This is a genomic window from Cellulosimicrobium sp. 72-3, assembly GCF_013127315.1.
Lineage (GTDB): Bacteria > Actinomycetota > Actinomycetes > Actinomycetales > Cellulomonadaceae > Cellulosimicrobium > Cellulosimicrobium funkei.
The window spans coordinates 4,023,941-4,041,008 of the sequence record NZ_CP053419.1 but is presented as its reverse complement, the minus strand read 5'-3'; the positions used below and the strand labels follow the sequence as shown (position 1 = coordinate 4,041,008).

Genomic DNA, 17,068 nt, shown 5'->3' with positions numbered 1-17,068 from the left:
GCTCAGCACTCGACCACGTTGACCGCAAGGCCGCCCGTCGAGGTCTCCTTGTACTTGGTCGACATGTCGACGCCCGTCTGGCGCATGGTCTCGATGACGGTGTCCAGCGAGACGACGTGCGAGCCGTCGCCCTGGAGCGCGAGGCGCGCGGCGGAGACGGCGGTGCACGCGGCGATGGCGTTGCGCTCGATGCACGGGACCTGGACGAGCCCCCCGACGGGGTCGCACGTGAGGCCGAGGTTGTGCTCCATCGCGATCTCGGCCGCGTTCTCGACCTGGGCGGGCGTGCCGCCGAGCACCGCGCAGACGGCGCCGGCGGCCATGGAGCAGGCCGAACCGACCTCCCCCTGGCACCCGGCCTCCGCGCCGGAGATGGACGCGTTGCGCTTGTACAGCGCGCCGATGGCGGCGGCGGTGAGCAGGTACGTGCGCATCGCCCGACGACGGCGGGCCGGGTCGGCGGCGACGTCCGGGTGCGTGCGCAGGAAGTGCCGCCCGACGGCCGGGATGATCCCGGCAGCGCCGTTCGTCGGGGCGGTCACGACGCGCCGCCCGTCGGCGTTCTCCTCGTTGACGGCCATCGCGAAGGCTTGGAGCCACTCGATCGTCGTGTCGGCGCCGCGCTCGTCGGCCAGCTCGAGGCGCTCGCGCTGCGCGCGGGCCCGACGCCGGACCTTGAGCCGCCCGGGCAGGACGCCGTCGCGCTCCAGCCCGGCGTCGACGCACGCGCTCATCGTGTCCCAGATGCGGTCGACGCCCGCCTCGACCTCGGCGACCGGGCGCAGGGCGGTCTCGTTGGCCCACGCGACCGCGGCGATGGACGTCCGCTCGCGCTCGCACACCGCGAGGAGCTCGGCCGCGTTGGCGAACGGGAACGGCACGCCGGCCGGCTCGGTCCGCGGGTCGATCGCCTCGCCCGCGAGCTCGGCCCCGACCTGGGCGGCCTCGTTCGCGGCCGCTGCCTCGAGCTCGGCCGCGGTGAGGACGAACCCGCCGCCGACGGAGTAGTACGCCTCCTCGGCGACCGTCGTGCCGTCGGCGTCGAGCGCGGTGAAGCGCATCCCGTTGGGGTGACCGGGCATGCGCGTCAGCGGCGCTAGGCGCACGTCGTCGCTGGTCATGGTGATGCGGTGGCGGCCCAGGAGCGTGACGGGCGCGCCGTCGCCGAGCTTCTCCCACGACCCGGGCACGCGCGCCGGGTCGCACGTCTCGGGGTCGAGGCCGAGCAGCCCCGCGACGACGGCGTCCGGCGTCCCGTGGCCGACGCCCGTCGCGCCGAGCGAGCCGCACAGCACGACCCGCAGCCCGGCCACGGTGCCGAGCGTGTCGTCCGCGGCCAGGGTCGTGACGAACGCCTTCGCCGCGCGCATCGGCCCGACGGTGTGCGAGCTCGACGGGCCGACGCCGACGGAGAACAGGTCGAGGACCGAGACGTAGGCGCTCATGCCCACCATGGTCGCACCTCGTCCACGATGCGGGCGGATTTTGCTATAGCGAATTGGTCACGAGCGCGTGGGCGCGGGACGGCTCATGGCGACCGGGCAGGTCGCGAGGTGGTCGTCCACCAGGCCGCACGCCTGCATGGCCGCGTACGCCGTCGTGGGCCCGACGAACCGGAAGCCGTGCTTCTTGAGCGCCTTCGACAGGGCGACCGACTCCGGGCTCGTGCTCGGGACGTCGCCCCACGTGGCGGGCCGGCCGGAGCGCGCGGGCGGCGCGAACGACCACACCAGCTCGTCGAGCGAGCCGCCGCCGGCCTGGAGGGCGAGGAGCGCCCGCGCGTTGTCGATCGTCGCCGTGATCTTCTGGCGGTTGCGGATGATGCGGGCGTCCGTCAGGAGCCGCTCGACGTCGGGCTCGTCGAACGCCGCGACCGCCTCGGGGTTGAACCCCGCGAACACCTCGCGGAAGGCCGGTCGCTTCCGCAGCACCGTGATCCAGGACAGCCCGGACTGGAAGCCCTCGAGGACCAGGCGCTCGAACAGCGCGGTGTCCCCGTGCACCGGCACCCCCCACTCGGTGTCGTGGTACTCCTCGTAGAGCGGGTCGCCGTCGCCGAAGCAGCGGGCGCCGGGGCGCGGCGCGGGCGGCGCGTCGTCGGGCACGGCGAGCGGGGTGGACGCGTCGTTCTCGGTCGTCATGCGCCCCACTCTGCCGCTTCCCGCCGACAGTCACGCGGCCCCTGTGGACGGCGCGCGTCCGGACGCGCGCGCCGAGGAACCTGTGGTCAGGCGTCGGCCGGGGGCAGCGCGACCTCCGCGATCGCGCGCAGCGCGTCGAGGTGCGCGCGCAGGGCGGCGGCGCCGGTGGGCGTGAGGCGCACCCAGGTGCGCGTGCGTCGTCCGGCACGCTCCTTGCTGATCTCGACGTACCCGGCGTCCTCGAGCACCGTGAGCTGCTTCGACAGGGTCGAGTCGGACAGCTCGATGGTGTCGCGCAGGGTCCGGAAGTCCGCCTTCTCGACGCCCGAGAGCGCGGCGACGACGGAGAGGCGCACGGGGGAGTGGATCACCTCGTCGAGCGTGTGGCGCGGGTGGTGGTCGACGGCGGAGCCGTCGCCCGCGGTGGGACGGTGCGTCGTCACGCCGTCACCGCCGCGTCCCGCGGGGCGGGCCGCCACGCCGCGACGAGCAGCGGGACGGCGCTCACGAAAGCCGCGGGCACCCAATACGCCACGGAGCCGGGCCACACCACCAGCCCGGCGACGAGCACGGCCCCGTAGACCACGGCCCAGGACACGGCGCCGACGGCGATCCGGCGTCGCGTGCCGACGGCCAGGGCGCCCTGCCGCCCCGCCCACGTGGCGCCGACGGTGACGATCGCGACCCAGGCCGCCATGCCGACGACGAAGCCGACGCGGCCGCCCAGCCCGATCGCGAGCACCAGCCCGACGCTCGCGACGGCCCACCCCGTCAGGTAGAGCCGGACCCACCGCCACCCGCGCGCCCGGGTGGCGCCGGCGAGGCGGTCGGCACGGTCGAGAGCGGCTGCCGCGTCGAGGGGTGCGGTGCGGGTCGTGTCGTCGGTGCTCATGGATGCCATCGAAGCATCTACTTTCCATCATGGCAAGTGGTTTCCATGGGGACCTCTCCCTATCGTGCACGTCACCGGTCCCGTGCACACTGGTCCCGGCCGTGCCCCGCCCCGGGCCGCACGACGCCGTCGTCCCGAACGCCGTCCCCGAGGAGCACCCATGTCCGACGCCCTGGCCGCGCTCGCCGCCGCCGTCGCGGCAGCGCCCACGAGCGCGCCCCTGCGCGTGCACTACGCGAGCCTCCTGCTCGCCGCGGGGCGTCCCGTCGAGGCGCTCGAGCAGGCGAGCGCCGGGCTGCGGATCGACCCCGCCGACGGCGAGGCGCTGCGGCTCGTGCAGGAGGCGGCCGCGTCCGCCGCGGCGGCGTCGCGACCGGCGGGCGCCGCGCCCGGGCAGGCGCCGGGGGACCCCGCGCCGTCCGGCGACCCTGCGCCGTCCGGCGACCCTGCGCCGTCCGACCACCCGGCGCCGCCGGACCACCCAGGGCAGGGCGCTCCCGCCGGGCCGGGGAGCCCGGCGTCGGGCATCGACTGGGACCGGCTGGAGGACGAGCTCGACGTGCGCGTCCCGCCGCCCTTCGTCGAGGAGCCTGCGGTCGGCCCCACGGGCCCCGCCCCCGCCGACCCGAGCCCGGCACCCGAGCAGGGCCACACCGCCCCCGCACCCGGGGGCGGGCAGCCGTTCCTCGTGCCTGCGCGCGACGACGCTCCCGACGACGGGTCGGGCCTGCTCGAGGTCTCGCGCGAGACGGTGACGCTCGCGGACGTCGGCGGACTGGAGCCGGTGAAGAAGCGCATCCGCGAGGCCTTCTTGGAGCCGATGCGCCACCAGGCCATCGCGCAGGCGTTCGGCAAGTCGCTGCGCGGCGGCCTGCTGCTCTACGGGCCGCCCGGCACCGGCAAGACGTACATGGCGCGCGCGGTCGCGGGCGAGCTCGGCGCGCGGTTCCTCACGGTGACGCTCGCGGACATCCTCGACAAGTACATCGGGGAGAGCGAGCAGAACCTCCACGCCCTGTTCCAGCGGGCGCGGCAGCTCGCGCCGGCCGTCCTGTTCCTCGACGAGGTCGACGCGATCGGCGGCAGGCGCGCGCAGTACTCCGGCTCGTCGGGCATGCGGACGGTCGTCAACCAGCTCCTCCAGGAGATGGACGGCATCGGCTCCGACAACGACGGCCTGTTCGTGCTCGGCGCGACCAATCACCCGTGGGACGTCGACACCGCGCTCCTGCGCCCGGGCCGGTTCGACCGCGTCGTGCTCGTCCTGCCGCCCGACGAGCCCGCGCGCGAGGCCATCCTGCGCCACCACCTCGCGGGGCGGCCCGTCGCCGGGATCGACCTGGGCGCCGTCGTGCGGCGCACCGAAGGGTTCTCCGGCGCGGACCTGGAGCACCTGGCGGCCACGGCAGCCGAGAAGGCGATGATGGACTCGATCGCGTCCGGCCAGGTGCGACCCGTCACGATGGCCGACATGGAGTCGGCGCTCGCGGACGTGCGGCCGTCCACGACGGCGTGGCTCCAGTCCGCGCGCAACGTCGTGACGTTCGCGAACAACGACGGCCGCTACGACGAGCTCGCCGCGTACCTGCGCGCGCGGCGCATGCTCTGAGAGGGCGAGGCAGCCGACGGTGACCACGACCACCGACCCGCGCGCCGTCGGCGCGCGCGTCGAGATGCTCGTCCAGATGGGGCGGCCCGAGCGCGCGCTCGACGAGGTCGACGAGGCGCTCGCGACCGTCCCCGACGACCCGCGGCTCCTCCTCGCCGCCGCGTGGGTGCGGCTGCACCTCCAGCGCTCCGCCGACGCGCTGCCCCTCCTGGAGCAGGTGGTCGCCGCCCAGCCCGCGGCCGACGGCGCGCTCTACCTGCTGTCGGTCGCGCGCCAGAACACCGGTGACGTCCCGGGCGCGCGCGACGCCGCACGCCGCGCGCTCGAGCTCGACCCCGACGACGCGCGGTACCACCTCCAGCTCGCCGACGCCCTCCTCTCGGGGCGCGTGCGCGGCGCCGACCGGCGGCTCGCGCGCGAGCGCATCGCCTCGGCGCTCGAGCTCGCCCCCGAGGCCCCGGACCGGCTCGCGCAGGCGGCCCGGCTCTGGTCGCGCCTCGGGGACGACGACCGGGCGCGCGCCCTCGTGCGGCAGGGGCTCGCCGTTGCGCCGGAGCACGAGGACCTCCTCTACCTCGACGCGGCCCTCGCGCTCGACGCGAGCCGCAGCGCCCAGGGGTACAGCGGCGTCCTCGCCATGAACCCCGAGCACGCCGAGGCCGGGTACCTGCTGCACCTCAGCGTGTGGCAGCAGGTGCTGCGGCTCGTCGAGATGCCGGTCCTGCTCGTCGGGGCGGTCGCCCTCGTCGTCGCCTTCGCGATGAGCGACGCCCACGTGGGCAGCGTGCCGGTCTGGGGGGTCGTCGTGCTCCTGTGGACGGGCGTGACCGCGCTGCGCGTCCTGCCCGTCCTGCTCCAGGTCCCGCGCGGGCTGCTGCGCCGCACCCTGCGCCGGACCCCGTTCCGCGGCGGCACCGTCGTGGCGATCGCCGTCGGGTGGGCGGGCGTCCTCGCGGGCCTCGCCCTGCTCTACGTCGTGCGCGACGCCGTCGCCGTCCGCTGGTTCCTCGTCGGGCTCGGGACGGTGCTCGCCCTGGTGACCGTCACCTCGGCCGTCCTGCACGCGGCGATGTTCACGCAGGCGCGCGAGCTCGGCTACCTGCCGGCCGGGACGGCGGGAGCCGTGCGGATCGCGGCCCTGCGCGCGAGCCTGCGGGGCGCCGTCGTGCGCCGTGCCGTCGTCCTCGGGATCGTCGCGGTCGTCGTCGGGAGCATCGGCCCGGGCGCGGTCGCGCGCGAGGACGCCCGGCCCGTGGCGGCCCTCGCCGCGGTGGCGTACGTGCTGCCGCTCGTCGTCGGGACGTGGGCCGCGTGGCGCGTCGCGGCCCGGCAGCGCGCGGTGTCCGACGAGCGCCCGCCCGTGAGCACGGCCGCCGCGGTCCGCGCGGGGCTGGGCGGCGCCGTCCTCGTCCTCGCCACGGTCCTGCTGCTGCTCGCCGAGGCGGCCGCGCTCGCCGCGCTGCCCGTCGCCCCCGACGAGCACGACGCCGACGGCCGCTACGTCCAGGAGGAGCGTGCCACGCGCGACCCGGGCTCGGCGGTGCAGGAGTGCACCGGGCGCCCCGCCGCGCGCCTCGCGTGCCTCCAGGAGAACGACCGGGTCCGCCAGGAGGAGCTCCAGGAGCGGATGGGCGAGCTCGACGTCCCGACGATCGACGTCCCCACGTTCGACGTGCCGGATCTCCCGGATCTCTCGGATCTCCAGGCGCCGGGCTCCACGGGGCAGCAGACCCCCTGATCCCCGGCACCCCGGGCGGGTGACGAGCCCGCGGCCGTGCGGGTGACCCGGGGCGGTGCGACCGTGGCCGCGTGGCAGGACTCGTGGAGACGCTCTCTCGACCCGTCGGCGCGGCGCTCGCGGCCGTGACCGGCACGGTCGCGCGCGTGCGCGGCGGCCGCCCGATGCACGCGCGCGGGGTGCTCCTCCGCGGCACGCTCGTCGTCGCGGAGGACGAGGCGGGCGCGGCGAGCGTCCCGCAGGGCCGCACGCCCGTCACGGTGCGCGTGTCCCTCGGGGCAGGCCTCCCGCGCGGGCTCCCGGACGTCGTCGGGATCGCCGTGCGCTGGACCGACGACGGCGCGCCCCAGGACGTCCTGTTCGCCTCCTCGGGGAGGGGGCGGCTCACGCGCTTCCTCCTCGTGCCGCGCCGCGCGCTGCTGGGCGGCTGGCTGTCGACGCTCATGCCGCTGCGGTCGCCGCACGGTCCCCGCGTGCTCGCCCTGCGGCCGGACCACGACGCGGCGCGGGTCGTCGGCACGCCGGTGCTCGAGGTGCTGGAGGCGACCCCGCTCGGCGCCTGGCACCGGTTCGGCGCGATCGAGCTGCACGGCCCCGAGACGGGTTCCGCGCACGACGGCGACGACCCCGAGGTCCGTTTCGACCCCACCGGTCACGCGCCGCGCCACCTCGGCACGTACGGCTGGGAGGACGCGCTGCGCGCTCGCGGCTACGCGGCCGCGCGCCGTGGCGGCGGGCCTGCAGCCCGGTAGCGAGAGAAGGGCGGCGACCCCGGAGTCCTGTCCACCGGGACCGCCGCCCGCGAGGGCGGCACCGTCGACGTGAGGCCGCCCCCGAGCCGAGGGCCGGGCGGCGAGGACGCCGCCCGGCCGTGCGCGCCGGTCCGTCAGACCGCCGCGAGCCGACGGCGCAGCCCGAGCCCGACGCCCGCGACGCCCGCGAGCACGGACCCGCCGACCAGCGCCGACATGCCGAGCGACACCCGTCCGACGGGGCTGTTCTCGACGCTGTCCTTGAGCTCCGTCGTGCCGTCGGAGAGGGTGCCCGTGCCGTCCGCGAGCGCGGCCGCGCCGTCGGCGATGCGGGTGCTGCCGTCGTGCAGGTCGGACGCGCCGTCGGCCAGGGTCGTCGTGCCGGCGTGCAGCGTCGCGGAGCCCTCGGCCAGCGCCGCGTTGCCCGCGGCGAGGGTCGTCGCGCCCGTCGAGAGGGTCGTGAGCCCGTTCTGCAGGCGCAGCGTCCCGTCCTCCAGCCGCGTGGTCCCGCCGAACAGGTCGCCCGCGCCCGTGCGCAGCCGCACCGTGCCGGCGGAGAGGTCGCTCGCGCCGGTCGCGGCCTTCGCCGTCCCGGCCTTGAGGTCGGCGGCGCCGGACGCGAGCTCCGACGCGCCTGCGGCGAGCTCGGAGGTCTTGGTGGCGAGCTGGGCGTTGCCGCCAGCGACCCGCGAGGCGCCGTCGGCCAGGCGAGCCGTGCCCTCGGCGAGCGCTGCCGAGGCGTCGGCCGCGTCGGTGTTCCCGGCGGCGAGACGGGCGGCGCCGTCTGCCGACGCCGCGTTCCCGGCGGCCAAGGTCGTCGCGCCGCCCGACACCTTCGCGGCGCCGTCGGCGAGGGCGCGGGTCGCCCCGGCGAGCGAGGCGTTGCCGGCCGAGACCGTGCTCGCGCCAGCAGCGAGAGCGTCGGCCCCTCCGGAGAGCTGCGCCGTCCCGGCGGCGAGGCTCTGTGCCCCGCCGGAGACTGCGGCGGCGCCGGTGGCGAGCCCGGCCGCGCCCTCCGCGAGCCGCGTCGCGCCCGCGTCCGCCTCCTGGGCGCCGGTGGACACCCGTGCGGCTCCGGTGCTGAGGTCCCGAAGACCCGCCTCGAGCCGGGCCGCTCCCGCCGCGGCGCCGGAGTCGCCCGCGAGCCCGTCGCGCAGGGCGGACGCGCCGGCGACGAGCCCTCCTGCGCCGGCGTCGACCCTCGCCGCACCGTCGCGCACCGAGCCCGCCGCACCCGCGAGCGCGTCGAGCCTCGCCTTGAGGGCCGGGTCGTCGGTCGCCGCGGCCAGCCCCTGGAGCTGTGCGGCGAGGGAGTCCGCTCCCGCGTGGACCTGGTCGGCGCCCTCGGCCACGGAACGCGTCCCGTCGGCCAGGCGGACGGCGCCGTCGCGAGCCGTGGACAGTCCCGCCGCGAGTCCGGTCGCGCCGTCCCGGAGCTGGGCGGACGCCGCCGCGACCTGCTGCGCGCCCGGCGCCAGGAGCGCCGTGCCGGCCTGCAACGAGCTCGCTCCGGCGGACAGCTGCTCGGCGCCCGCCGCGACCGTCGCCGCGCCCGGTGCGAGCGAGCCGGCGCCCCGGGCGGTGGCGGCGACGCCGTCGCGCAGGGTCGACGCGCCCGCCGAGACGCTGCTCGCCCCGGTCGCGAGATCGCGCGCGCCGGACGCGGCGCCGGTGAGGCCCGTGGTGACCGTCGACGCGCCGTCCGCGACGGTGCTCGCCCCGACGGCGAGCCGTGCCGTGCCGTCGGCGAGGTCGGACGCGCCGGTGGCGAGCGCCGAGGTGCCCTCGGCGAGCAGCCCGGCACCCTGCGCGGCCGTCGCGTTCCCGGCGAAGAGCTCGGCCGCGCCGTCCTTCAGGGTGCCCGCACCCGCCGCGATCTGGGACGCGCCGTCGGCGGCACGGGCGTTCCCCGCGGCGAGGCGTGCCGCCCCGGAGTCGAGGTCCTTGCTGCCCGCGGCGAGCCGGGCCGCGCCGCTCGCGGCGTCGCCCGCCCCGGCGGCGAGGCGTGCCGCCCCGGCGTTGAGCTCGTCCGCCCCGGCGGCGAGCTCGGTCGCGCCGTCCAGCGCGGTGGCGCCGCCCGTGGCGAGCTGGGTGGCGCCGTCGGACGCCTTCCGCGCCCCGGCGGACAGGTCGCCCGCACCCGCCTCGAGGTCGCCCGCGCCGTCGGCGAGACGCTGCGCGCCGGCCTGGGCCTCGGTCGTGCCGTCGGCGAGGGTCGCGGCGCCCGCGTCGAGCTCGGCGGCGCCGTCGTCGAGGCGGGTCGCGCCGTCGGCGACCTTGCCGTTGTACACGAGGAGGAACGCGACCAGGCCGGCGACCGCGAGGGCCAGCACGGCGAGCGCGACGGAGGTGAGGACCGTGTGCGTGCGTGACGGTCGGAGAGCGTGCTGCGTCATCTGTCGTCCTTCCTCACGCCCGGCGTCGTCGCGGGGCGGTCGGCACGAGGGGAGAGCTGCGGGAGAGGCGGGTACCGGTCTGCTCGGCGCGGGAGTGCGCCGGTGCGCCCGCCACCGTTGGCGGGACGTGGAGTAGCAGGTAGATCCCCAGCGACGCTAGCAACGCCCCGGACACCACGGACAGCGAGTACTAGGTACTTTCGCCGTCACAATTCGGTCACGGGCCCGAAGTATCAGGTACTCCGTGCGCGAGTCCGTCGCTCGGAGCAACGGCCGCCCGTCCGGGGCGCCGGAGACGAGCTCGAGCGCTGCCGTCCGGAGCGGGAGCCGCGCCGCTCCCGAGGCGATCTCGGCGCTCATCGGCGAAGGTAGGGCGGTGCTTGACGACGCGCCCGACCAGCGCGGCTCGACGGTGACGCTCCGGACGGCTGCTGGGACCGGGGCGGAGCGAGGGTAGGGCAGAAGGGGAAGAGGAACAGCATGGAGTGCAGTGCGCCGACCGGCGTGTCGTCCTTCCCGGGCAGGGCGTGGAAGACCGACGCCGAGCCCGGGACCACCGTCGACGGCTCCGAAGCCCGCCCGCGAGCAGGAGCGGTGATCCGGTGAGGGCGTCGTCACGCGCGGCGAGGTGGGCCGCCGGCCTGACGACCGCGGTCGTCCCGCTGGCGGTGGCGGGGTGCTCGTTCCAGAGCTCCGAGGAGAGGGCTGCGGAGCAGGTGGTCACCACCTTCTTCGACCGCCTCGTCGACGGCGACGCCACGGGAGCGGGCGAGCTGCTGAGCGATCCGTCGGTCCTCAGCCCGGTCGCGCTCGACGACGCGGTCTACGCCGAGGCGGTGCGCCCCGTCGAGGCCCGCGTCACCTCCGTGACCGGGTCCGGCCCGGAGTCCTCGGTGGACGTCGAGTACCGGCTCGACGGCGAGGAGGAGACGCGCACCCTCGTGGTCAGCACGGAGACCGTCGGAAGGGAGCCGAGGGTCGCTCTGGTCCGACCACGGGCTCCCGGTCGTCCATCCGGGCGTCCCGGTGGAGATCGTGGTCGAGGGGTCGGGCGCGTTCGACCTCGCGACGTCGGGGCCCCTGCGGCTGCTTCCCGGGATCTACGACCTCGAGCTCGCCGGGCCGCAGGACCTCACGACGATCGATCCCGACGGCGGCGACAGCGAGCCGTTCACGGTGGAGTTCCCCGTGGACCCGGACGCGATCCAGCCTCCTCCGGGAGCGGAGCTGCGCTCGCAGATGCTGCACGTCGACCCGGTGCTCCGCGCCGAGGTGGCCACCGAGGCCGAGGCGCGCATCGACGAGCTGCTCGCCTCGTGCACCGCCGCCGGGCTCACGGGCGACGCCTGCCCGCAGAGCGTCACGGACGGGATCTTCCGCGGGTACGCAGGGGTGGACGTGGCGTCCGCCGTCTGGGCCCAGGCGGAGCCGCTCTCCCTCGTGGCCGGCGAGGAGGTGCGCGCGTCCGCCCCGTACACGGAGAGTGCTCGATGGCCGCAGGGCCCGCTGGAGGTCACCGTGAGGGTCGAGGGCACCGTGCTGCGTGACCCGTCCGGCGCCGTCGTCGTCGAGCTCGACTGAGGCTCCCTCCCGCCAAGGGGTCGGTCGAACGGCGGACGGGGGCTTCGCCCGAGCGGTGTACGTGCCGACGGAAGATCGGCCAGGAGAGGGCATCGCCCGGCACCCGGGTCTCCCTAGGTTCGGTGGCGTCATCGTCACCGACCCCGAGGGGGGAGCATGATCGAAGCACGCGGCCTGACCAAGAGGTACGGGCCCAAGACCGCGGTGGACGGCGTCTCGTTCACCGTGCGTCCTGGGACCGTGACCGGCTTCCTGGGCCCCAACGGCGCGGGCAAGTCCACGACCATGCGCATGATCATGGGCCTGGACCGCCCCACCGCCGGGACCGTCACCGTCAACGGGCGCCCCTACGCCCAGCACCGCTCACCGCTGACCGAGGTCGGCGCGCTGCTGGACGCCAAGGCCGTGCACACCGGCCGCTCGGCCTACAACCACCTGCTCGCGATGGCCGCCACGCACGGCATCCCGACCCAGCGCGTGGACGAGGTCATCGAGATGACCGGCCTGCAGCCGGTCGCCAAGAAGCGGGTGGGCGGCTTCTCCCTCGGCATGGGCCAGCGCCTGGGCATCGCGTCAGCGCTGCTGGGCGACCCCAAGACCCTCATCCTGGACGAGCCCGTCAACGGCCTGGACCCCGAGGGCGTGCTGTGGGTGCGCAACCTCGCGCGCTACCTCGCCTCCGAGGGCCGCACCGTCTTCCTGTCGAGCCACCTCATGAGCGAGGTCGCCCTCACCGCCGACCACATCATCGTCATCGGCAAGGGCCGCATCCTGGCGGACGCCGCCGTCGAGGACGTCGTCGACGGCGGCACCCGGCGCAGCGTCCGGGTCCGCACCCCGCACGCCACGCGGCTCGCCGAGCTGTTGACGCAGGACGGCGCGACGGTCACCTCGGACGAACCCGGCCTGCTCCAGGTGGAGGGTGCCGAGGCGCCGGGGATCGGCGAGCTCGCCGCGGCGTCGGGCGTCGTGCTCCACGAGCTCACGCCGGAGACGTCCACGCTCGAGGAGGCGTACATGCGGCTCACCGTCGACGCGGTCGAGTACCGCGCCGAGCCCGCGGCCGCCGCGGCCGACCCCGACGACACGGTTCGTCCCACCGCTCTCGAAGGTGCCCGACGATGACCACGGCCACGTTCTCCGCCCCGGCTCCCGCGACGACCCTCCGCACGACGGCCCGCCTCTCGTTCGGCCGCGTGCTGCGGTCGGAATGGGTCAAGTTCCGCTCCGTGCGCTCCACCTGGTGGACGATGGGCTCGACCGTGGTCGTCATGATGCTGTTCGGCGTCGTCATGGCCGCGTCCCTGAACTTCGCCGCCACCCGGCCCGAGGAGGCGGGCGCGCTCGGCAGCGTCTCGACGGTGCAGACGCTCGTGCTCGGCTACATCTTCGCGCAGCTCGCGCTCGCGGTGCTGGGTGCGCTGAGCATGACCACCGAGTACTCCACGGGCATGATCCGGTCGACCTTCAGCGCCGTCCCCGCACGGCTCCCGGCGTACTGGGCCAAGGTCGTCGTCGTGGCGGCGGCGTCGCTCGTCGTGGCGGTCGTCGGGCTCGCCGCGTCCTACCTGGTGACCGCGCCCCTGCTGGCGGGCAACGACCTCGTGCCCGACCTGGGCGACCGGGTCGTGCAGCGGGTGCTGCTCGCGTGCGCGGGCTACCTCACGTGCGTCGCGGTCCTGGCCGTCGCGGTGGGGGCGATCCTGCGGCACCCGGCGGGCACCATCTTCACGCTCGCCACGCTGCTCTTCGTGGTGCCGATGATCACGGAGTTCGTGCCCCACGACGGGGTCCAGGACGTCGTCCGGTTCCTGCCCATGAACCTCGGCACCGCCATGATGGCCGTCACCGCGGCGGACGCCGGCCGGGTCGAGGTCCTGACGCCCGGTGCCGCGGCCCTCGCCCTGGGGGTCTGGACCGTGGTGCCGCTCGCCGTGGCGGCCCTGCTCCTGCGGCGTCGCGACGTCTGACCGGCGTCGCGTCCGACCGGCGTCGCGGCTGACCGGCGTCGGCCGGGGTCAGTCGCGGTCGTTCGGCATGAGGGCCCACAGGACCAGGTACGCGATGACCTGGGGGCCCGGGAGCAGGATCGAGACCGCGGCGACGATGCGGACGACGGTCGGGTCCCAGCCGAACCGGCGGGCGATCCCGGCGCACACGCCGGCGATCATCCGGCCGTGGCGCGGTCGGGACAGCGTCGGGCGGTACGCGGCGGTGGAGGCGTCTGAGGTGCTCATGCCTCGACGGTACGAGCGTCCCGGGCACCCCGGTATCCGGAGGTCCCCCGACCCGACCCTGATCCTCGGGGCGGTGACCCCGAGGGTCGGGGCTCAGAGGGCGAGGGCGGCCTGGAACGCCGCGAGCGCCCGCGGCGTCGCGAGGGCGAACGTCACGGCCTCGACGCCCGGCCCGGGGCGCGATCCGTCCCGGTCCCGGGCTGCCGCCGGGTCGGCGGGCTCGTCGAAGAGGTCGGGTACGGACCAGCCGCGGACGGCGTCCACCGCCACGCGGGCGACCTCCTCGACGTCCCAGCCGTACGCGCCCGCGCTGATCGCGGGGAAGGCGACGGTCGTGGCGCCGAGGTCGTCCGCGACGTCGAGCGAGCGGGCGAAGCACGACGCGAGGAGCGCGGGGTCCGTCTCGCCGCGGTAGCGGTTCGGCCCGACGGTGTGCACGACCCAGCGGGCGGGGAGGTCGTAGGCGTCGGTGGCGACGGCGTCGCCCACGGGCAGGCCGTCGGGGAGGGTCGTGCGCCGGAGCCGACGGCACTCCTCCAGGAGCCGCGGCCCGGCCGCGGCGTGGATCGCGCCGTCCACCCCGCCGCCGCCCAGGAGGGACGAGTTCGCGGCGTTGACGATCGCGTCGACGTCGAGCGTCGTGATGTCGGCGAGGCGTGCGTCGAGGTCCATCGCTCCATCGTGCCCGGGGACGGGGTTGCTCGCCGTCGACCACGGGGTCCGTGGCGTCCTGGCCGCCTTCCCGACGGCGACCTCGTGCTCGGCGACCCCGGTCAGTCGCGCGAGACCACGACGCTCGAGCTGTGACCGCCGAACCCGAACGCGTCGACGAGCGCGTGCCGGGCCGACGTCGTGGCCGCCTCCCGGACGACGTCGAGGTCGATCGCGGGGTCGAGCGTGTCGACGTTGAGCGTGGGCGGCACGCGGCCGTCGCGCAGGGCGAGGAGCGCGACGAGGACGCCCAGCGCGCCCGACGCGCCGAGGAGGTGGCCCGTCGCGCCCTTCGTGCTCGTGACGGGCGGCGGCATCCCGAGGGCGGCGCGCAGCGCGTCCGCCTCGTTGACGTCCCCGACGGGGGTCGCCGTCGCATGCGCGTGGACGAGCCCGACGTCCTCGGGGGCGAGGCCCGCCGAGCGCAGCGCCATCGTGATGGTGCGGGCCTGGTTCTCGGGGTCGCCGCCGACGATGTCGAACGCGTCCGACGTCAGGGCCGCACCGGAGACGACGCCGTGCACGACCGCCCCGCGGGCCCGGGCGTGGTCCTCGCGCTCGAGCACGAGGAGCGTCGAGCCCTCGCCCATGACGAACCCGTCCCGGTCCACGTCGAAGGGCCGGGACGCGCGCTCCGGCTCGTCGTTGCGGGTCGACATCGCGCGGGCCGCGGCGAAGGCCGCGAGCGAGAACGGCTGGACGCCCGCCTCGACGCCCCCGCACACGACGACGTCTGCCGAGCCGGCGAGGATCATCTCGCGGCCCATCGTGATCGCCTCCGAGCCCGCCGCGCACGCGCTGATCGGGGCGCGCGCGCCGGCCTTGGCGCCGAGGTCGATCGACAGCCACGCGGCCGGGCCGTTGGCCATGAGCATCGTCACGGTGTGCGGGGAGACGCGCCGGTGGCCCTGCTCGTGCAGGACGCGCGACTGGTCGAGCGTCGTCGCGATCCCGCCGTTCGCGGAGCCGACGACGACGGCGAGACGCGTCGGGTCGACGTCGGGCGACCCGGCGGACGCCCACGCCTCCCGGCCCGCGACGAGCGTGAGCTGCTCCGCCCGGTCGGTGCGGCGCCGCTCCCGGACGGAGAGCGCCTCGGCGAAGGCGTCGTCGACGCGCGCGGCGATGCGCACGGGCAGCTCGGCCGCCCAGTCGTCGTCGATCGCCTGCACGCCCGGCTCCCCGCGCAGCAGCGCCTCCCACGTGTCGGGGGCGGTGCGCCCGACCGGGGTCACCGCCCCGTACCCGCTGACGACGACTCGTGTCATGGTGTGCCCCTTGCAGCCGAGCCGCCGAGAACGGCGACGGGTGTGGTCGATGGGTCTTATTCCAAGTCATCGCGACGGCCTTTGTCGCCCTCGCAGGTGTGACGGTGCGCACGCCCACATCCCGGCAGGAGCGGCGGGCGACTGCCGCGAGCGCCCGCCGGCCGCGTACGGTCGGCACAGCGGCCGCCGTCGGGGAGGCCGCGGGACGAGGGGCGGGGGAGCGGCGGTGCACCGTGCGGGGACGCGAGGGCCTGCTGCCCGACGGCGCGCGCACCGTGCCGTGGTGGCGGTCGCCGTGGGCGTCGTCGTAGTCGGGACCGGGTCGTGCGCCGCCCCCGCGCCCCCGGCGCCCGCGGCCTCTGCCCGGGCGGAGACGCCCGCCCTGCCGCCCACGGACGGCGTGCTCGACTACCAGCTCGGCGCCGCGTACGACGAGGTCGACGCGGGGGACGGGCCCGTGCGGCCGGACGTCGTCGTGCGGGACGCGACCGCCGCACCGCTGCCGGGCGCGTACTCCGTCTGCTACGTCAACGGCTTCCAGACCCAGCCCGGAGAGGCCGACCGGTGGCTCGACGGCCACGAGGACCTGCTCCTGCACGACGCCGACGGGACGCTCGTCGTCGACCCCGACTGGCCGGACGAGCACGTCCTCGACCCCTCCACGCCCGAGCAGCGCGACGGCATCCTCGCGATCCTCGGGCCCGTCGTCACGGGCTGCGCCGACGCCGGCTTCGACGCCGTCGAGCTCGACAACCTCGACACCTGGACGCGGTTCGACGCCGTCGACGAGGACGGCGCCCACGCCCTCGCCCGCGCGTACGTCGACCTCGCGCACGACGCCGGGCTCGCCGTCGCGCAGAAGAACGCGGCGGAGATCGCGTCCGTCGCGCACGACGACCTCGGCTTCGACCTCGCCGTCACCGAGGAGTGCGCGGTCTTCGACGAGTGCGCTGCGTACACCGACGTCTACGGCGACCACGTGCTCCAGGTCGAGTACCCCGACGCGCTCGCCGACGCCGGCCTGACCTTCGACGACGTCTGCGCCCGCGACGACCGCGCCCCGCTCACCGTCCTGCGCGACCGCGATCTCGTCGGCCCGGACGAGCCGGGCTACGTCTACGCGTCGTGCTGACCGCGGTGTCGACGAGTGTCGGCCGGCAGCGTCGGCTGCAGGCGGCCGACGAGCCGTGGCGGTCGCCCCGGCACTCTGGTGCACTGTCCGGTGTGAGCGCACAGACCCCGACCGGGGCGGCTCTCCGGGCACTCGTCCCGGAGCTGATGGCCGGCTACGACGACATTGTGTGGCAGTTCGACGACGACGTGTCCGACGCCCTCTGCGTCGTGATGAGGCCGGTCAGAGCGCCTGAGCGTGTCGCGCGCGTGCTCGTCCACCGCGGCGAGGAGGTCTTCGCGCTGCAGCTCGATTCCCACTTCGGGGTGACGTTCGAGTACGAGCAGGACGAGAAGCCGGATGAGCTTCGTGATCGGCTGGCCACCGCGGTCGCCGCGGTCCGCGGACCCAGCCGCCTCGTCCTGACCTTTGCCGGCTCGACGCAGACACGGAGCCAGCTCGTGCTCGCCCCCGACTCGCCCGACGAGCGCAGCGACGGCATCTGGATGGAGCGGCAGACCGCCGAGATTCTCTGGCGCGTGCGACGGCGCCGACTTCGGCGAGAGGTACGCGACTTCCCCAGGCTCTAGCCTGCCCCTCCGTCTGCTCGTCGAGGCCGTGCCGGCGATCGA

16 protein-coding genes are annotated in these 17,068 nt (G+C 76.0%); 8 read left to right on the top strand and 8 right to left on the bottom strand.

Annotated features, from left to right (window positions below; genetic code table 11):
- Nucleotides 1-2 precede the first annotated feature (2 nt).
- The 4 genes from HKK73_RS17990 to HKK73_RS19260 form a co-directional block, all read right to left on the bottom strand.
- Nucleotides 3-1,445 (bottom strand): L-serine ammonia-lyase, encoded by a 1,443-nt coding sequence (locus HKK73_RS17990; protein WP_137281271.1) that lies wholly within the window; start codon nt 1,443-1,445, stop codon nt 3-5.
- A gap of 57 nt (nt 1,446-1,502) precedes the next feature.
- The gene (locus HKK73_RS17985) at nt 1,503-2,141 is read right to left on the bottom strand and encodes a DNA-3-methyladenine glycosylase I (protein WP_144722989.1); all 639 of its coding nucleotides are present in this window, start codon (nt 2,139-2,141) and stop codon (nt 1,503-1,505) included.
- Nucleotides 2,142-2,227: 86 nt separating this feature from the next.
- Nucleotides 2,228-2,584 carry a transcriptional regulator gene (locus HKK73_RS19265; protein WP_051028494.1) on the bottom strand — a complete coding sequence of 119 codons (357 nt, stop codon included), beginning with the start codon at nt 2,582-2,584 and terminating at the stop codon, nt 2,228-2,230.
- Nucleotides 2,581-3,033 carry a hypothetical protein gene (locus HKK73_RS19260; RefSeq protein ID WP_232322675.1) on the bottom strand — a complete coding sequence of 151 codons (453 nt, stop codon included), beginning with the start codon at nt 3,031-3,033 and terminating at the stop codon, nt 2,581-2,583. The genes HKK73_RS19265 and HKK73_RS19260 overlap by 4 nt, the downstream gene beginning before the upstream one ends.
- A gap of 160 nt (nt 3,034-3,193) precedes the next feature.
- Here HKK73_RS19260 and HKK73_RS17975 point away from each other — a divergent pair, with 160 nt between their 5' ends.
- The 3 genes from HKK73_RS17975 (at nt 3,194) to HKK73_RS17965 (ending at nt 7,132) form a co-directional block, all read left to right on the top strand.
- Complete coding sequence (locus HKK73_RS17975; RefSeq protein ID WP_144679506.1) at nt 3,194-4,642, top strand: 26S protease regulatory subunit; 1,449 nt, start codon at nt 3,194-3,196, stop codon at nt 4,640-4,642.
- Nucleotides 4,643-4,661: 19 nt separating this feature from the next.
- Nucleotides 4,662-6,380, top strand: coding sequence for a tetratricopeptide repeat protein (locus HKK73_RS17970; protein WP_171468558.1), 1,719 nt, complete (start codon nt 4,662-4,664; stop codon nt 6,378-6,380).
- A gap of 71 nt (nt 6,381-6,451) precedes the next feature.
- Complete coding sequence (locus HKK73_RS17965; protein WP_137281267.1) at nt 6,452-7,132, top strand: hypothetical protein; 681 nt, start codon at nt 6,452-6,454, stop codon at nt 7,130-7,132.
- A gap of 134 nt (nt 7,133-7,266) precedes the next feature.
- On the opposite strand, the gene HKK73_RS17960 is transcribed toward HKK73_RS17965, so the two are convergent.
- Nucleotides 7,267-9,528, bottom strand: a complete 2,262-nt coding sequence (locus HKK73_RS17960; protein WP_171468557.1) for a hypothetical protein — start codon at nt 9,526-9,528, stop codon at nt 7,267-7,269.
- A gap of 1,026 nt (nt 9,529-10,554) precedes the next feature.
- Here HKK73_RS17960 and HKK73_RS17955 point away from each other — a divergent pair.
- The 3 genes from HKK73_RS17955 to HKK73_RS17945 all read left to right on the top strand — a co-directional run bounded on the left by HKK73_RS17955 (nt 10,555) and on the right by HKK73_RS17945 (nt 13,079).
- Nucleotides 10,555-11,109 (top strand): hypothetical protein, encoded by a 555-nt coding sequence (locus tag HKK73_RS17955; RefSeq protein WP_043655837.1) that lies wholly within the window; start codon nt 10,555-10,557, stop codon nt 11,107-11,109.
- Between the two features lie 156 nt (nt 11,110-11,265).
- Complete coding sequence (locus tag HKK73_RS17950) at nt 11,266-12,234, top strand: ABC transporter ATP-binding protein (protein WP_043655840.1); 969 nt, start codon at nt 11,266-11,268, stop codon at nt 12,232-12,234.
- Nucleotides 12,231-13,079: an ABC transporter permease gene (locus HKK73_RS17945; RefSeq protein ID WP_043655843.1), complete on the top strand. Its 849-nt coding sequence runs from the start codon at nt 12,231-12,233 to the stop codon at nt 13,077-13,079. Before HKK73_RS17950 ends, HKK73_RS17945 begins: the two co-directional genes overlap by 4 nt.
- Before the next feature lie 48 nt (nt 13,080-13,127).
- On the opposite strand, the gene HKK73_RS17940 is transcribed toward HKK73_RS17945, so the two are convergent.
- The 3 genes from HKK73_RS17940 to HKK73_RS17930 all read right to left on the bottom strand — a co-directional run bounded on the left by HKK73_RS17940 (nt 13,128) and on the right by HKK73_RS17930 (nt 15,325).
- Nucleotides 13,128-13,346, bottom strand: coding sequence for a PspC domain-containing protein (locus HKK73_RS17940; protein ID WP_021482897.1), 219 nt, complete (start codon nt 13,344-13,346; stop codon nt 13,128-13,130).
- 93 nt (nt 13,347-13,439) lie between these two features.
- Nucleotides 13,440-14,018, bottom strand: coding sequence for an O-acetyl-ADP-ribose deacetylase (locus HKK73_RS17935; protein ID WP_171468556.1), 579 nt, complete (start codon nt 14,016-14,018; stop codon nt 13,440-13,442).
- A 101-nt stretch (nt 14,019-14,119) separates the two neighbouring features.
- On the bottom strand, nt 14,120-15,325 hold the full coding sequence (locus HKK73_RS17930; protein WP_171468555.1) for a beta-ketoacyl synthase: 1,206 nt from the start codon (nt 15,323-15,325) through the stop codon (nt 14,120-14,122).
- Between the two features lie 283 nt (nt 15,326-15,608).
- Between HKK73_RS17930 and HKK73_RS17925 the strand changes: the two genes are divergently transcribed.
- A complete protein-coding gene (locus HKK73_RS17925; RefSeq protein WP_043655852.1) occupies nt 15,609-16,457 on the top strand; it encodes an endo alpha-1,4 polygalactosaminidase in 849 nt (282 codons plus the stop codon).
- Between the two features lie 92 nt (nt 16,458-16,549).
- On the top strand, nt 16,550-17,026 hold the full coding sequence (locus tag HKK73_RS17920; RefSeq protein ID WP_137280952.1) for a hypothetical protein: 477 nt from the start codon (nt 16,550-16,552) through the stop codon (nt 17,024-17,026).
- The last annotated feature ends 42 nt before the right edge of the window (nt 17,027-17,068 follow it).

Coding starts and splice junctions, on each gene's coding strand:
- HKK73_RS17960 (WP_171468557.1), bottom strand. CDS start 9,528: ATGACGCAGCACGCTCTCCGACCGTCACGCACGCACACGGTCCTCACC.
- HKK73_RS17945 (WP_043655843.1), top strand. CDS start 12,231: ATGACCACGGCCACGTTCTCCGCCCCGGCTCCCGCGACGACCCTCCGC.
- HKK73_RS17990 (WP_137281271.1), bottom strand. CDS start 1,445: ATGAGCGCCTACGTCTCGGTCCTCGACCTGTTCTCCGTCGGCGTCGGC.
- HKK73_RS17975 (WP_144679506.1), top strand. CDS start 3,194: ATGTCCGACGCCCTGGCCGCGCTCGCCGCCGCCGTCGCGGCAGCGCCC.
- HKK73_RS17940 (WP_021482897.1), bottom strand. CDS start 13,346: ATGAGCACCTCAGACGCCTCCACCGCCGCGTACCGCCCGACGCTGTCC.
- HKK73_RS17950 (WP_043655840.1), top strand. CDS start 11,266: ATGATCGAAGCACGCGGCCTGACCAAGAGGTACGGGCCCAAGACCGCG.
- HKK73_RS17935 (WP_171468556.1), bottom strand. CDS start 14,018: ATGGACCTCGACGCACGCCTCGCCGACATCACGACGCTCGACGTCGAC.
- HKK73_RS19260 (WP_232322675.1), bottom strand. CDS start 3,033: ATGAGCACCGACGACACGACCCGCACCGCACCCCTCGACGCGGCAGCC.
- HKK73_RS17930 (WP_171468555.1), bottom strand. CDS start 15,325: ATGACACGAGTCGTCGTCAGCGGGTACGGGGCGGTGACCCCGGTCGGG.
- HKK73_RS17985 (WP_144722989.1), bottom strand. CDS start 2,141: ATGACGACCGAGAACGACGCGTCCACCCCGCTCGCCGTGCCCGACGAC.